This window comes from Nostoc sp. (assembly GCF_054880495.1).
This window is the reverse complement of sequence record NZ_JBTYKD010000284.1, coordinates 1-13,552: the sequence shown is the minus strand read 5'-3', so window position 1 is coordinate 13,552 and position 13,552 is coordinate 1. Positions and strand designations below refer to the sequence as shown.

Sequence of the window (13,552 nt, the reverse complement as noted above, 5' to 3'; positions counted from 1 at the left end):
GTTTATTTGAACTCGCTGTTCACCATGAAATCTTTAATTTTCCGAAAATATTTATGTATGATTGATTTTCACAAATGATTTAGGATTGCTATATAGAGTCAACTAAAAAGCAAAAAATAATGGCTTACATTTATCTATTCAAAGAAATTCCACTAACAGTAGACAAAGAAGAAGAAGCCGTCCAAGTTGCAAAACAGCAGTTAAAAAACCTTTATTCTGATTTGATGCAATATTTTCCTTTATTGGAGAAAGAAGTTACTAATCTTGATCCAACTTGGATTTTAGAACCCTGGGATTTCGACCCCGAAATGGTCAGTTGCGATGATTGGGATGAAGGCAGTTGGAATGCAACCTATATATTTAAAATTTCAATTACATCTCCTGACGGTAATCCTGATTGTGATTTTGAAATTGACGAATGGGAGGAATGGCATAAACTTGATGAACCGATGTGTGAAGACGTTTTTGAGCCACTCAGAAAATGTAATTGGCAAGGATTCAAACGAGATAATGTATCTGTGGAATTTAGTGCAATTAAAGCTGTAGACAGTTATAGTGGTAAAGGTTTGCATATTTATAATAATCAAGGATGGTTGTAATGCCTAAAGCTAAAAAACTGATGGGTGTGCAGCAAGTCTTGTTAAATTCAAACCAAGAGACAAAAGCTATTCTTCAATATCTGTGTGAGCAGTCAGGCAAGCTTTATAACACCGGAGTTTACTTTGCACGTCAAACTTTTTTTAAGACAAATAAGCTGTTGCGTGGCAAATTTGACTTAGCTTTTGAACCATCAATTTCTAAGTCAATACTTGCTCAATCCCTGCCTTCTGCACCAATGCAACAAACTTTAATGTCAGTTACAGAGGCGTTTAAGTCTTTCAAAGAACTGAGAGATTTGTATTTCAAAGGTGAGTTACATTTTAAACCAAAGCCGCCTAACTACCTCCAGGGTTCTAAGCTTTTCAAAGTTGCGTATCCTAACTCAGGAGGGCAAAAACCAGTTATCGTTAATGGACAACTTAGATTTTCTTTGGGGCTAACAGTTAGACGATGGTTTGGTCGGTCTGAGTTCTTCCTGCCAATGCCATCAAATATTGACTATTCAAAAGTAAAAGAGTTTACGATTCTACCTAAGAATGGTGCTTTTTACCTTGACTCACATCTTGCACCAAGAAAAATTGATGTACTTTAATTACTCAGTATTTATCTAAAGCCCTTGTTTTAGCGATAAAAGCCAATAAAATTTAGGTAGCTTTATCGCGCATCTTATTACTTTGTCTGGATTTTTACTTAGAGGTGCAAGATATAAGTTGAGATATCCTATGAGGTGGAGAAGCAAAAACACAATTTAGATATAAATCAGGCATTGTCTATTGACCTTGGAACTGCTGATAACTTAGCCGCTTGTGTAGATACATTGGGTAATTCCTTGCTGATTGATGCTCGTGCAATGAAGGCGATGAATCAGTTATGGAATAAAAAAGTATCGACACGAAAAGAAGACAAACCAGAATCTTATTGGGATAACTGGTTAGACCGTGTAACCCGTAAACGCAACCATCAAATGCGGGACGGCATTAACAAAGCAGCAAAATTAATTATTGACCATTGCCTTAAATATGGCATAGGTACTTTAGTAATCGGATGGAACGAAGGCTTTAAGGAATCCGCCAACATGGGTAGAGTGAACAATCAGAAGTTTGTTCAAATGCCTTTGGGTAAACTCAAAGACCGATTAAAACAACTCTGTCAATTGCACGGCATTAGATTTATTGAAACAGAGGAAGCCTATACGAGCAAGTCGAGCTTTTTAGATGGAGACTCCCTACCCAAATATGGTGAAAAACCTATTGGGTGGAAAGCATCTGGAAAGCGAATTGAGCGTGGTTTATATCGGTCAGCAAATGGTTCAATTCTAAACGCCGATTTGAACGGGAGCGCGAATATTTTACGAAAAGTAGCCAGCAATCTAAGCATAGACTTAGGCTTACTGGGTAGACGGTGTTTGACGGCCGCAACGAGAGTTAGACTTTGGACACTGCCTAAGTTTACTCTGTCTGTAGAATCTCAGACCCTTCAGGGCTGAGAGTGTCAACTATTGGCGTTGCTTTATATTGATTCATTGATATTGGTTGCATATAAAATCAGATTTAGCTAATCTTCTCGCCAGTGTCATGACCCAAGCAACACAAAATCCTGTAGACATTATCAATGCTAGAGTACCAGGGTACAAGGATTTGCAGATGCTCTTGATTAATCAACAGGGCATAATTGAGCAAATTTTGACAATGGGTAGAGTAGGAGTACACAGCCGTGCATCCGTAACAGATGTAGCAGGTGACTGGATTTCTCTAGGTGGCGTTGATTTGCAAATTAACGGGGCTTTGGGATTGGCATTTCCTGATTTGACGGCTGAAAATGCCCATATACTCCAGAAAATAAGGCAATTTTTGTGGGATGTCGGGGTAGATGGATTTTTACCGACACTTGTGACAACTTCAGTCGAAAATATTCAGCGATCGCTTGCGATTATTGCTGATATTATCCCCAGTCAACAAGCAGGTGCCAAGATTCTCGGAGTACATCTAGAAGGCCCATTTTTGAATTTCCAAAAGCGCGGCGCACACCCAGCAGAGTACCTGTTACCCTTAACAATTGACGAAGTAAAGCGGGTTTTGGGTAATTATGCTCATGTTGTGAAAGTCATCACCTTAGCACCGGAGTTAGATTTCACTGGTGAAGTAATTCCATATTTGCGTTCTCTGGGGATTATTATCAGTTTAGGGCATTCTCAAACAACATCTGCCCAAGCGCAACATGCGTTTGAACTCGGTGCAACGATGGTAACTCATGCTTTCAATGCCATGCCAGCATTACATCACCGCGAACCAGGATTATTAGGGGCAGCAATTACTCATCCTGATGTGATGTGTGGTTTTATTGCTGATGGTAAACACGTTTCGCCCACAATGCTGCAAATTTTACTTCGGGCTAGCTATCAAGAAAAAGGGCTGTTTCTTGTTAGCGATGCCCTTGCACCTATGGGGCTACCCGATGGCGTGTATCCTTGGGATAGTCGGGAAATTGAAGTTAAAAACGGTACGGCACAATTGGCGGATGGAACCTTGTCGGGGACGACTTTACCGTTGTTGGTGGGAGTGCAAAATTTGGTAAAGTGGGGAATTTGTGAGGTAGAAAGTGCGATCGCTTTAGCTACTAATGCACCTAGACAAGCGATTGGTTTACCAGGAATTGCCAAGAGTCAACCCGCTAATTTATTACGCTGGCATTGGGATCAGACTACAAAAGAATTAACTTGGCAACGATTATTGAGTGTAGGCTGAAATGTCGGCTTGAGACATGAATGACTTCCCTTGTCTACGGTGCTCACCCTGTCCTAACGGACATCCCTCTCCGAACTCACGGAGAGGGACAGGTTTTGCGTAGCAGAACCAGGGTGAGGTTTCTTTAGGCTATTGGATAAACCGTAAATTGCGTCAACAAAGACTTGTGTTGGCAGTTGGTTCTCCTAATTGAACTATGCAGGGTTAGGTTGGGTTCGGCTTTGAAGTAGCTGGATAATTGCAGCTTTTTCTAAGATTCCAACTAGGACGCCATTCTCACGAATTACGGGGAGGACAGACAGCTTTTGTTGTTCGAGTAACTGCATGACTTCCAGCAGAGGTTGATCGGATTGGACTGTGGTAGATTCGGTAAGTGGTCGCATAACTTCTTTGATTGGAGTTTCTGACCACAGTGCTGTAGGGATGGTTCGTAAATTATCAACAGACATCGCACCTACTAATTGTCCATGATCATCAGTCACTAAAAACCGATGCCAGTTTTGCCCACTTATGACTCGCTCATCGGCAAACTCTCTTAAGCTAAGATTAGCAGATACAATCGGGCTATCATGAGTTACAGCATCCTCGGCTGTCAAACCTGTGAGCTTTTCTTGCACTCTGGCAAATTGAGCCGCATTACCAGCATTTTGCAACAAGAAGAAGCCAACTAACAAGTTCCAGAAGTTACCGAAGCTGCCAAATAATAGTAGCGGAAGTATACCTGAAAGAATTGCTAGCCAACCAAAGATTTGCCCAACTCGACTCGCAAAGGTGACACCTTTATAAGGATTACCTGTAATTTTCCAAACTATGGCTTTCAGTATATTTCCGCCATCTAAGGGCAAGCCAGGAATCAGGTTAAACAGGGCTAATGCCAAGTTAACAGAAGCTAGAACACCAAGAATTGCAGCTAACGGCCCTGATGCACCAGTAGTAACACCAATAACTGTAACGATACCGCAGAGTAGTAAACTAACTATTGGCCCGGCGATCGCTACCCAGAAAGCTCCACCTGGGGTTTTCGACTCTTTTTCTAAGCTAGCCAAACCGCCAAATATAAACAGTGTGATCGATTTGACATCAATTCCCTGACGAATCGCAACAAAGCTGTGGCCTAATTCATGGGCGACGACAGAGGCAAATAACATCAGTGCTGTCATCAGCCCTAGTAGCAAAGTTAATCCCGCAGACAATTGGGGAAATTGCGCCGCCAGTCCACTGCTATAGCTCCAAGTTACTAAGCCCAGAACTAAAAACCACGACGGATGGATATAGAAGGGAATTCCGAAGAGATTACCAACGCCAATTGTGCCATTCATGTCGTTCACCTTCGATTTCAGCTTCGAGAGGTTTGCTTTAGTCCTTCTCGATGTCTTTAGTGTAACGAAATGTTAAGAGGTTTTAATCTTGATAACGGTAGTGGTGTCCGTCCGTAAAGGTGCGGTTATTGGCTGCTGCCGTGAGTAAGAGAGGCGGCAGCCTCAATCAGAGGCATTCCCAGTCTGAGACTGGGAACGAGGTAAAACGAGGTGAAACGCTATCAGGGGAGGGTGATTTTTTGGTTTAGGTATGCGTCTATGCTGCAATTATCTCCAGACGCTGAAAACTTTTCTCCAACATTGGGGCAATTATATCAGCAGGTAGAGGACGACTGAAGTAGAAACCCTGACCTTCGTGACATCCACGCATTTGCAGGTACTCAAGCTGTTCTTGGGTTTCCACACCCTCTGCCGTGATTTTTAATCGGAGGCTTTTTGCGAGGGCAATGATCGCATCGGTGATAGCGGCGCTATCAGGATTTGACATCACATCCTGAATAAATGACCGATCAATCTTGAGCATGTTCACAGGAAAGCGCTTCAAGTAATTAAGGGAGGAATAACCGGTGCCGAAGTCGTCTAGAGCCAACCATATACCCAGTTCTCGTAATTGTTTTAAGATTTTAACTGATCGATCAATATCACCCATCAAGAAGCTTTCTGTCACTTCCAGTTCCAGGTAAGATGCTTTGAGTCCAGTTTCCTCAAGGATTTGGCTGACGATCTCAACTAGATTCGGTTGTTCAAACTGTCGAGCTGACAGATTTACAGATATCCGAATTGGAGTAAATCCAGCAAGCTGCCAAGCACGGTTTTGGGCACAAGCAGTTCGCAAGACCCATTGATCAATTGGTACAATCAAACCATTGGCTTCGGCAATGGGAATAAACTTTGCTGGAGAAATCAAACCTAAAGTAGGATGCTGCCAGCGAACCAACGCTTCCATCGCTGTAACTTGCCCACTGCGTAAATCAATCAGAACTTGATAATAAACCAGCATTTCGTTGCGCTCAAGCGCCCCATGTAATTGATTTTCTAAAGTTAGTCGCTCCTGCAACTGAGTATTAATTTCGAGCAAATAATATTGGTATTGGTTACGCCCTTGCTGCTTCGCCTGGTGCAGTGCCATGTGAGCCTGTTGCAAGAGTTGAGCTACGCTATTACGATCATCTAGTCCACTAATTGTGATGCCGATGCTGGCGGTGATATGAATCGAGTTACCCTCTAAAGAAAAGGGTTTTCTCAGCGTACTTAACAGCAGCTGAGATAGCTGAATCATACTTTCAAAAGAAACAATGCCTATGCGGGCAAGGACAAATTCATCTTTACTTAAATGGGCAAGAATATCTGTTTGCGCTATACAGGTTGATAACCTCTGGGCAACTGCTCTTAACAACAAATCTGTTGTCTGATGCTCTAACCCATGACTTATGGCAGTGAAATCATCAATAGCCAGCAAAAAGACAGCGACAAGACGCTGGTTGTTTTCAGGTTGAGATAGAGTTTGATGGAGGCGATCGCGGAATAAATCACGATTGGGCAATCCAGTTAGATCATCATAATTAGTAATGTAGTGAATTAACTGATCTAATTTGTGAAGGGTTTGTGAGGTATCCGCCATTAATGTACCCGCTTCATCAACGAATTCTGTGGGCAATTCAGGTAGGATTTTGGTGTTCAGATAATTTTGTAATGCAGCAAATGTCAAAATAACGGGTTTGAGCAGGTGGTTTAGCGCGTAGAGGGTGGCGGCCGTACCCGCTAACGTCGCCAACGAAGCAATGATCATAACTCTGATCGTCATCTCCAATGAATAGGAGTTTGAGATCACGAAACTCAAGAATAAGGTCAGAAGTGGTACATGAGTACCCAAAAATGCCACCAACATGATTTTAGCAGTGTAACTTTTCTTGAGCCATCCGAAATTAGCAAGGAACCAGTACACGTAGAGATTGTGATTGAGCTTCATAAATTCTGTTCGATAGTTGGCAAATTAGTTCCGAGCCATCCTGACAAAAGAGTATTTTTGATTCATAATCCAGTGGAATTAGCTCTCATTGAACCCAACACTGATTTGGTTATATATTATGCTTCCCCATATCAGTTTATACTCGATATCTCTAATGATAAAGTTTCTGTAAAGCCTATTGCAGAAGCAATTCCCGAACTAAAATTTAAATGTATTTATTGTTACTTCACAGTTTGATCTAGAAGAGAACATAGCCGTTTAATCACTTAGAAGAGGCTAAAAAAGTACGGATAAATCCGGGTAAGTATCAGTGTTTATCTGTAGTTCGATTTCACAAATTTTGAAACCCAGAGAGTGATTAAAATAATTCGTAATGACGCTTGCGGACTCGCTAACCTAATTAAGTTTTGTGACGGGGATTTCAATTAGGCATCACGTTTTGACGCCTGTAGAGGCAGAGGAATTAAACTGAACATACTTTGTTAAAGCCTTATGTAGATAAGGTTTCTAACCGCCTGCTCTCCTCCGGCGTTACCAGAAAGTTACTTAGGGACTTCCAAATAAAAAAATATCCAAAAATTTCTTGTGGTGCGGGCATCTTGCCTGCTAATCACCAAGGACGGGCAAGATGCCCATCCCACAAGATTGGGTAATTTATTTGTTGGAAGTCCCTTAGGACTTACGCAAAACTACGCGCGCTGTAGAGGCAATTCATGTAGCCCAAGGCTTCCCGTTCGCATCTTTGCAGGAGAAAGGTATTGCCCTTAAGAAAAAATCATTCTTTTCAGCTATTGTTTGCGTAAGTCCTATTAAGTAAGTGGGTCAAATTAAATATAAAACTTTAATCTGCCTCTGGCTTCCCTCTCCGAACTCACGGAGAGGGATTGAGGGTGAGGTTTTATCTTATATTTAATTGTGCCTTCCTACTTACTGTAAAGACGCAACAATATATTTCAGCCTCTAGCCAGAAAAGAGCAGATTTGTAACTTGCTCTAACACCTTTAATGCTGTTAATGAACCTCGGATTAGCCGAGTAGCAGCAAGGGGTTGTCGAAGCATTCCGATCGCTAAAGGCAAAGGGTTTAGAGAGCCATCAGAGTTAATTGCTGGTGTGAGATCGGGGATATTATGCTGACAATCGTCGCTGACTACTCGCAGTATTGCCACCTCGACCCCAGCTGCATTGAAAAACTCTAAGGCGGTAAATCCTTCCATATCCACAACATCAGCCGCTAAAGTCTCACCCAAACGGCGTTTTTCGGCAGCAGACCAAATGAGGCGATCGCTTGTCAATGCCTTGACTAGAGATACTTTTTGTGATAATGAAGAGTGTAATTGGGCTGTGAAAGTGCGATCGCATTCTTGCTGCTTACCCTGATAAAGACAATCTTGATACAGTACAAGATCACCAATTTTGTAGCGATCGCTCAAGCTGCCACATATACCCATAATCAGCACTCTGGATTTGGGAGCGAGAAATTGTGCATTGGCTGGGGATGTGTGCAGATATTTGAGTAAAGGCTTCATCCCAACCGGTATGGCTACTACTGTTGGGATCGAGCCAGTAACGCCGCGAAAGGCGCGACATACAGCTTTATATTCTGCTCCCTGAGGCACCAGAATTGTGTTGATGGGCAAAAAATTAGGCACTAGCCCTCTCGACAGTTTTGAAGTTTCCAGGACTTACGCAAACAATAGCTGAAATCCTGATTTTTAGGTAGGGGCAATTTATCAATTGCCCCTACCGCGTGTAGTTTTGCGTAAGTCCTAGTTTCCTTTTGAATTAAAGATTGGGTCATATCTGAGTGACAATAAGTAATGTTGCCGTTTTGTGATACCCAAAACTCGCAAACCCAAGCCGATTGCTGTAGCATGACTAAATAATTGTGTCACCCACACGATAATTTTCCAACATGGTAAAGCTTCATAACTCCAAATCCGCACGAGAACTCTTCAATATTTCCAAATGGGCGATTAAATTTTCGTGGCTGACAGTGAGTTTTTGGATTGCCGTAACCGTAGCTGGTGTTCTGGCTTTCAGTTCCCTTAAGTATGCCTTGTTTCCAGATATTACTTTCCCAGTGGTGGTTGTGAATGCTACAGCTCCTTTGACAACTGCCCTGGATACAGAAGCGAAGCTCACCCAACCCCTAGAAGAACGCCTCCGATCCTTAGAAGGACTGGATGATATCCGCTCATCCACCTATCCGGGACAAACTGCTGTTAGCCTTTCTTTTGTCGTTGGGACGAATTTAGAAACATCGACCAAAAAAGTTGAAACTGCCCTCAAGCAGTTGACTTTGCCTCAGGGAGCGACTGACAAAATTATTCCCCTGAATCTAAACGAGTCAGCCGCCATTAGCTATGCCATTGAGAGTGCCACGCGGAATCTCACAGATTTGACGAAGTTGGCGCAAAATGAGATTGTCAGTGCGATCGCTAAACTTCCAGGAGTCCTGAAAGTCTCACTGCTGGGCGCTGCTACTGCAACTCCTCCACTAAATCCAACGAATGCGAGTGTAGCGGCTATCCCCCAAGGTGGGGCGACATTAGTACGGTTTAATGGTCAAGATGCACTGGCATTTCAGGTAATCAAACGCGGTAGTGCTAACACCTTAGAAGTAGTGAGTCAAGTTGAAAAAGAAGTTCAAAGGCTACGCTCTACCCTGAAAGATGTCAAGCTGACTTTAGCTGCCACTCAAGCAGAATATATCCGCCACGCCACCCAGTCAACAATCGATGCTTTGCTGGAAGCCGTCGTCTTGTCAATATTAGTAATTTTTCCTTTTTTGTGGAATTGGCGGGCAACTCTCATCTCTGCCTTGGCGATTCCGACGTCTTTGTTGGCGACATTTATCGTTATGGCGATTTTCGGCTTTAACCTGGAGACGATTACCCTGCTGGCTTTAGCTTTGGTGATTGGGAGTATTGTTGATGATGCGATCGTGGATGTAGAAAACATCATGCGACACGTTGAAGATGGAGAAACTCCTCGCCAAGCGGCGCTTTTAGCTACAAATGAGATTGGGTTGACAGTTACCGCCGCCACCTTGACAGCAGTTGCGGTTTTTTTGCCCATTGGTTTGATGGGTGGGGTAATCGGTCAGTTCTTCAAGCCTTTCGGCATCACTGTTTCAGCCGCGATGCTTGCTTCTATGCTAGTTGCTCGAACTTTATCTCCAGTTCTGGCTATCTACTGGCTGAAACCTAAATCCTCGCTCTCCCCACATCGGGAAGCAAATATCTGGGTAGCGTTTACCCAATCTTACAGAAATTTGCTGACTTGGTCTTTAAATCATCGCAAGATAGTTATCGGGTTAGCTGTTCTCAGCTTCATCGCAGGTATAGCACTGATTCCACTAATTCCCAAAGGATTTATTCCCAAACTCGATCGCGGCGAATTCAATATTGCTTATACGGCTCCTTTGCCGAGTATCCCTGATTTTGGCAGAGGGGGACAAGGGGGTGATATTCCCAATCCTTTAAATGATTCTCTTGAGGTTGCGAAGAAACTAGAAGAGGTTGTGAGAAAATCATCGGCAGTTGAAACGGTATTTACCACTGTTGGTTCTCGTGAGGGTGAGCCGAACAAAGGGACACTATATATAAAGTTAAAGGAAAACCGAACAATTACAACTGCGGAACTACAAGACCAATTTCGCTCCTCATTACCTGCTCTTTCTGGAGTAACTACTAGTGTTGAAGATATTCAATTTGTCGATTCTGGTGGTCAAAAACCTCTGCAATTAGCATTACAAGGTAATAATCTCCAAGCTTTGAGCAAAGCAGTCAAAGCGATTAAAGAAAGGATTCAGAGACTACCGGGATTCGCTGATGTCACAATTACAGGTGAAACGAATCCGCAGGGTACGGTTTTTCAGATCGAGCGTCTGAATAATCAGCGCGTGGCCTACATTAGTGCTAATCTTGGGAAGAATCTGTCCTTGGGTGATGCCACTGACAAAGTAGTAGCTGAAGCAAAAGCGGTATTACCCTCTGATGTTTCCTTAAATTTAGGGGGAGACTCTGCCCGTCAAGGTGAAGTGTTTGGCAGTTTCGGAACTACTTTAGTTTTATCTGCCCTATGTATTGTTGTGGTACTAATTTTGTTGTTTAAAAGCTGGGTAGACCCTCTGGTTATTGGTGTCTCTTTGCCTTTGGCACTGGTGGGGGCAATGTTGGCGCTACTAATCACCAAAAGCGACTTTGGGATGATTTCACTAATCGGTTTCGTCTTTTTGCTGGGGCTGGCAAATAAAAATGCCATCTTGCTTGTGGATTTCATCAACCAGTTACGCAATGCTGGTGTAGACCGCACCGAGGCTATCCTCAACACCGGACTAGTGCGCCTCAGACCAATTATAATGACTACTGCCTCTAATATCTTAGGGATGCTACCGATCGCATTGGGTTTGGGTGCTGGTTCGGAGTTGCGATCGCCTATGGCTATAGCGATCGCTGGTGGACTAGTAACTTCAACTATCCTGAGTTTAATTGTCGTGCCAGTAGTATACACCATTTTGGATGATTGGTTTCCCCGATTTCAGAAGAGAGGGACAGCTTGATGCAAGTTTTTGTCACCGGGGGTACAGGTTTTATTGGTGCCCATTTAATCCGGTTGTTGCTGCAACAGGGTTACACAGTTAAAGCACTGGTACGCTCAAGCAGCAATTTGGAGAATCTTCGCGGTTTAGAGGTGGAAATTGTCAAAGGTGATTTAAATTCACCAAATCTCTGGCAACAAATGCTTGGTTGTCAATACCTATTTCATGTAGCAGCCCATTATTCCCTGTGGCAAACAGACCGAGAATTACTCCAGCGTCACAATGTCCTGGGTACGCGCAATGTGTTGGCAGCAGCTTGCCAGGCTAACATTGAGCGCACTGTCTACACCAGTTCAGTTGCGGCAATTGGGGTAGGATCATCTGGTCAAGTCGTCGATGAAACACATCAGAGTCCTTTAGAAAAGTTGGTGGGTGACTACAAAAAGTCTAAGTTTCTGGCTGAACAAGAAGCCATGCAAGCCGTTGCTAGAGGTCAGGAAGTAGTTATTGTTAACCCCAGCAGTCCGATTGGTTCGTTGGATATCAAACCTACCCCGACAGGTGATATAATCTTACGGTTTTTACGACGGCAAATGCCCTTTTACTTAGATACTGGTCTAAATTTTATCGATGTGCGGGATGTAGCATGGGGGCATTTACTGGCTTTGCAACGGGGTAAATCAGGCGATCGCTATATCTTAGGACACCAAAACCTTACTCTCAAGCAACTACTCGAAGAACTCGCTGATATTACAGGTCTCTCAGCACCTCAAGGAACTGTACCGGCTTGGTTGCCCCTTAGTGTTGCTTGGGTTGATGAAAAGATTCTCGCGCCCCTGGGAAAATTGCCCTCAGTGCCATTGGATGGCGTTCGGATGGCAAAACAACCTATGTATTACAATGCCGCCAAAGCTGTACGAGAATTGGGTCTACCTCAATCTTCGCTGAATGCGGCACTCAAGGATGCTGTGGATTGGTTTGTTGCTCAGGGTTACGTCAAATAGCAAAACTCAGCGTGACGGCAGTCGCTACAACTCTTGAAACCCCCGCAACGCGTTGCCTCCCCTCTGCGCTTCCCTCTGCGTTTAAAAAAGCTACTAATTCTGGAAATGCTCTACTTAGCTGTGCTACTGTACGATGACTAACGTTTTGCCTTTTCCTGTGGTGTTTTTATATCTTAAAGAGGAGCGATCGCAACAATGGCAGTTAATATACAACAAGCTATGGATATTGGGAAGTATCTTGTTACGCAGCGTTTGAAAGGACGTAAACGCTTCCCCTTAGTATTGATGTTGGAACCTCTTTTTCGGTGTAATCTAGCCTGTACTGGTTGTGGTAAAATCCAACATCCAACGGAGATATTAAAGCAAAATCTCACCCCAGAACAGTGCTTTACCGCAGTGGAAGAGTGCGGCGCACCCGTTGTCTCAATTCCTGGGGGAGAACCTTTGCTGCATCCCCAGATTGATGAAATCGTTCGGGGATTAATTGAGCGCAAGAAATATATTTACTTGTGTACCAATGGTTTGTTGTTAGAAAAGAGTCTGGATAAGTTTCAACCTTCCCCTTACCTGACTTTTAGCGTGCATTTAGATGGGATGCGGGAGTTGCACGATCAGTGTGTTGATCGCAAAGGTGTTTTTGATATTGCTGTGAAAGCGATTCGCGCCGCTAAAGCTAAAGGCTTTCGTGTCACCACTAACACCACTATCTTTGAGGGTACCCAACCCAAAGATATGCAAGAGTTTTTCGACTTTGTGGAAACACTAAATACTGACGGGATGATGATTTCTCCCGGCTACAGTTACGAGTGGGCACCAGATCAAGATCATTTTCTCCACCGTGAACAAACCCGCGCCCTCTTCCGGGAAATTCTGGCTCCCTTGAAAGCTGGTGAAAAAAACTGGAACTTCAATCACAATCCGCTATTCTTAGATTTTCTCACTGGTGAGAAAGACTACGAATGTACGCCTTGGGGTAGCCCTAGTTATAGCGTTCTCGGTTGGCAAAAACCTTGTTATCTGCTGAACGAAGGTTATTACTCTACCTTCAAGGAATTACTGGCACAAACTGACTGGAGTCAATATGGCCAGAAGAGTGGTAATCCCAAGTGTGCTGATTGTATGGTTCACTGCGGCTACGAACCCACCGCCGCAATGGATGCAATGCAACCGCAAAATATGGCGCGTGCCCTTGGCAGTGTGTTTGGCAGGAACTAGTAAGTAGTAAATGCTACATCTTCAAGGTTGCGATGCCTGGGTTGGGCTACCCCTACGCGCCCTTGAAATTTTGATTAGAGACTTCCAAATAGAAAAATATCCAACTATTTATTGTGGGGTGGGCGACACGAGAGCCCAGTAACCAAAGGCTCTCGTG

The 13,552-nt window shown here is 43.6% G+C and carries 11 protein-coding genes; 8 read left to right on the top strand and 3 right to left on the bottom strand.

Translation table 11 applies throughout. The features are described from left to right. The first annotated feature begins 119 nt into the window (after positions 1 to 119). From ACYTXL_RS24980 to nagA, 4 genes are all read left to right on the top strand, one after another. The gene (locus ACYTXL_RS24980) at positions 120 to 599 is read left to right on the top strand and encodes a hypothetical protein (protein WP_461927058.1); all 480 of its coding nucleotides are present in this window, start codon (positions 120 to 122) and stop codon (positions 597 to 599) included. Then, entirely contained in the window at positions 599 to 1,192 is a 594-nt protein-coding gene (locus tag ACYTXL_RS24975) for a nuclease/transposase family protein (protein WP_461927057.1), read from the top strand. The genes ACYTXL_RS24980 and ACYTXL_RS24975 overlap by 1 nt, the downstream gene beginning before the upstream one ends. A gap of 123 nt (positions 1,193 to 1,315) precedes the next feature. Beyond that, complete coding sequence (locus ACYTXL_RS24970; RefSeq protein ID WP_461921658.1) at positions 1,316 to 2,086, top strand: RNA-guided endonuclease TnpB family protein; 771 nt, start codon at positions 1,316 to 1,318, stop codon at positions 2,084 to 2,086. Between the two features lie 88 nt (positions 2,087 to 2,174). Next, a complete protein-coding gene (nagA, locus tag ACYTXL_RS24965) occupies positions 2,175 to 3,344 on the top strand; it encodes an N-acetylglucosamine-6-phosphate deacetylase (RefSeq protein WP_461921657.1) in 1,170 nt (389 codons plus the stop codon). A gap of 194 nt (positions 3,345 to 3,538) precedes the next feature. Here the strand turns inward: nagA and ACYTXL_RS24960 are convergent, their stop codons facing one another. Beyond that, positions 3,539 to 4,663, bottom strand: a complete 1,125-nt coding sequence (locus tag ACYTXL_RS24960; RefSeq protein WP_461921656.1) for a site-2 protease family protein — start codon at positions 4,661 to 4,663, stop codon at positions 3,539 to 3,541. Between the two features lie 256 nt (positions 4,664 to 4,919). Next, positions 4,920 to 6,632: a putative bifunctional diguanylate cyclase/phosphodiesterase gene (locus ACYTXL_RS24955; protein ID WP_461921655.1), complete on the bottom strand. Its 1,713-nt coding sequence runs from the start codon at positions 6,630 to 6,632 to the stop codon at positions 4,920 to 4,922. Between ACYTXL_RS24955 and ACYTXL_RS24950 the strand changes: the two genes are divergently transcribed. After that, on the top strand, positions 6,525 to 6,869 hold the full coding sequence (locus tag ACYTXL_RS24950; RefSeq protein ID WP_461921659.1) for a hypothetical protein: 345 nt from the start codon (positions 6,525 to 6,527) through the stop codon (positions 6,867 to 6,869). The two genes, ACYTXL_RS24955 and ACYTXL_RS24950, sit on opposite strands and share 108 nt — an antisense overlap. Positions 6,870 to 7,592: 723 nt before the next feature. Here ACYTXL_RS24950 and ACYTXL_RS24945 read toward each other — a convergent pair. Then, entirely contained in the window at positions 7,593 to 8,282 is a 690-nt protein-coding gene (locus tag ACYTXL_RS24945; RefSeq protein WP_461921654.1) for a 5'-methylthioadenosine/S-adenosylhomocysteine nucleosidase family protein, read from the bottom strand. A 263-nt stretch (positions 8,283 to 8,545) separates the two neighbouring features. On the opposite strand from ACYTXL_RS24945, the gene ACYTXL_RS24940 reads away from it, so the two are divergent. The 3 genes from ACYTXL_RS24940 (at position 8,546) to hpnH (ending at position 13,395) form a co-directional block, all read left to right on the top strand. Next, positions 8,546 to 11,197 carry an efflux RND transporter permease subunit gene (locus ACYTXL_RS24940; protein WP_461921653.1) on the top strand — a complete coding sequence of 884 codons (2,652 nt, stop codon included), beginning with the start codon at positions 8,546 to 8,548 and terminating at the stop codon, positions 11,195 to 11,197. Continuing rightward, positions 11,197 to 12,180 carry a hopanoid-associated sugar epimerase gene (gene hpnA, locus ACYTXL_RS24935; RefSeq protein WP_461921652.1) on the top strand — a complete coding sequence of 328 codons (984 nt, stop codon included), beginning with the start codon at positions 11,197 to 11,199 and terminating at the stop codon, positions 12,178 to 12,180. Before ACYTXL_RS24940 ends, hpnA begins: the two co-directional genes overlap by 1 nt. A 195-nt stretch (positions 12,181 to 12,375) precedes the next feature. Next, positions 12,376 to 13,395, top strand: a complete 1,020-nt coding sequence (hpnH, locus tag ACYTXL_RS24930) for an adenosyl-hopene transferase HpnH (RefSeq protein WP_334909022.1) — start codon at positions 12,376 to 12,378, stop codon at positions 13,393 to 13,395. Positions 13,396 to 13,552 lie beyond the last annotated feature (157 nt).

Excerpts from the sequence above, each read along its gene's own strand:
- ACYTXL_RS24980 (WP_461927058.1), top strand. The coding sequence starts at position 120 with ATGGCTTACATTTATCTATTCAAAGAAATTCCACTAACAGTAGACAAA.
- ACYTXL_RS24975 (WP_461927057.1), top strand. The coding sequence starts at position 599 with ATGCCTAAAGCTAAAAAACTGATGGGTGTGCAGCAAGTCTTGTTAAAT.
- nagA (WP_461921657.1), top strand. The coding sequence starts at position 2,175 with ATGACCCAAGCAACACAAAATCCTGTAGACATTATCAATGCTAGAGTA.
- ACYTXL_RS24960 (WP_461921656.1), bottom strand. The coding sequence starts at position 4,663 with ATGAATGGCACAATTGGCGTTGGTAATCTCTTCGGAATTCCCTTCTAT.
- ACYTXL_RS24950 (WP_461921659.1), top strand. The coding sequence starts at position 6,525 with ATGAGTACCCAAAAATGCCACCAACATGATTTTAGCAGTGTAACTTTT.
- ACYTXL_RS24955 (WP_461921655.1), bottom strand. The coding sequence starts at position 6,632 with ATGAAGCTCAATCACAATCTCTACGTGTACTGGTTCCTTGCTAATTTC.
- ACYTXL_RS24940 (WP_461921653.1), top strand. The coding sequence starts at position 8,546 with ATGGTAAAGCTTCATAACTCCAAATCCGCACGAGAACTCTTCAATATT.
- hpnA (WP_461921652.1), top strand. The coding sequence starts at position 11,197 with ATGCAAGTTTTTGTCACCGGGGGTACAGGTTTTATTGGTGCCCATTTA.
- hpnH (WP_334909022.1), top strand. The coding sequence starts at position 12,376 with ATGGCAGTTAATATACAACAAGCTATGGATATTGGGAAGTATCTTGTT.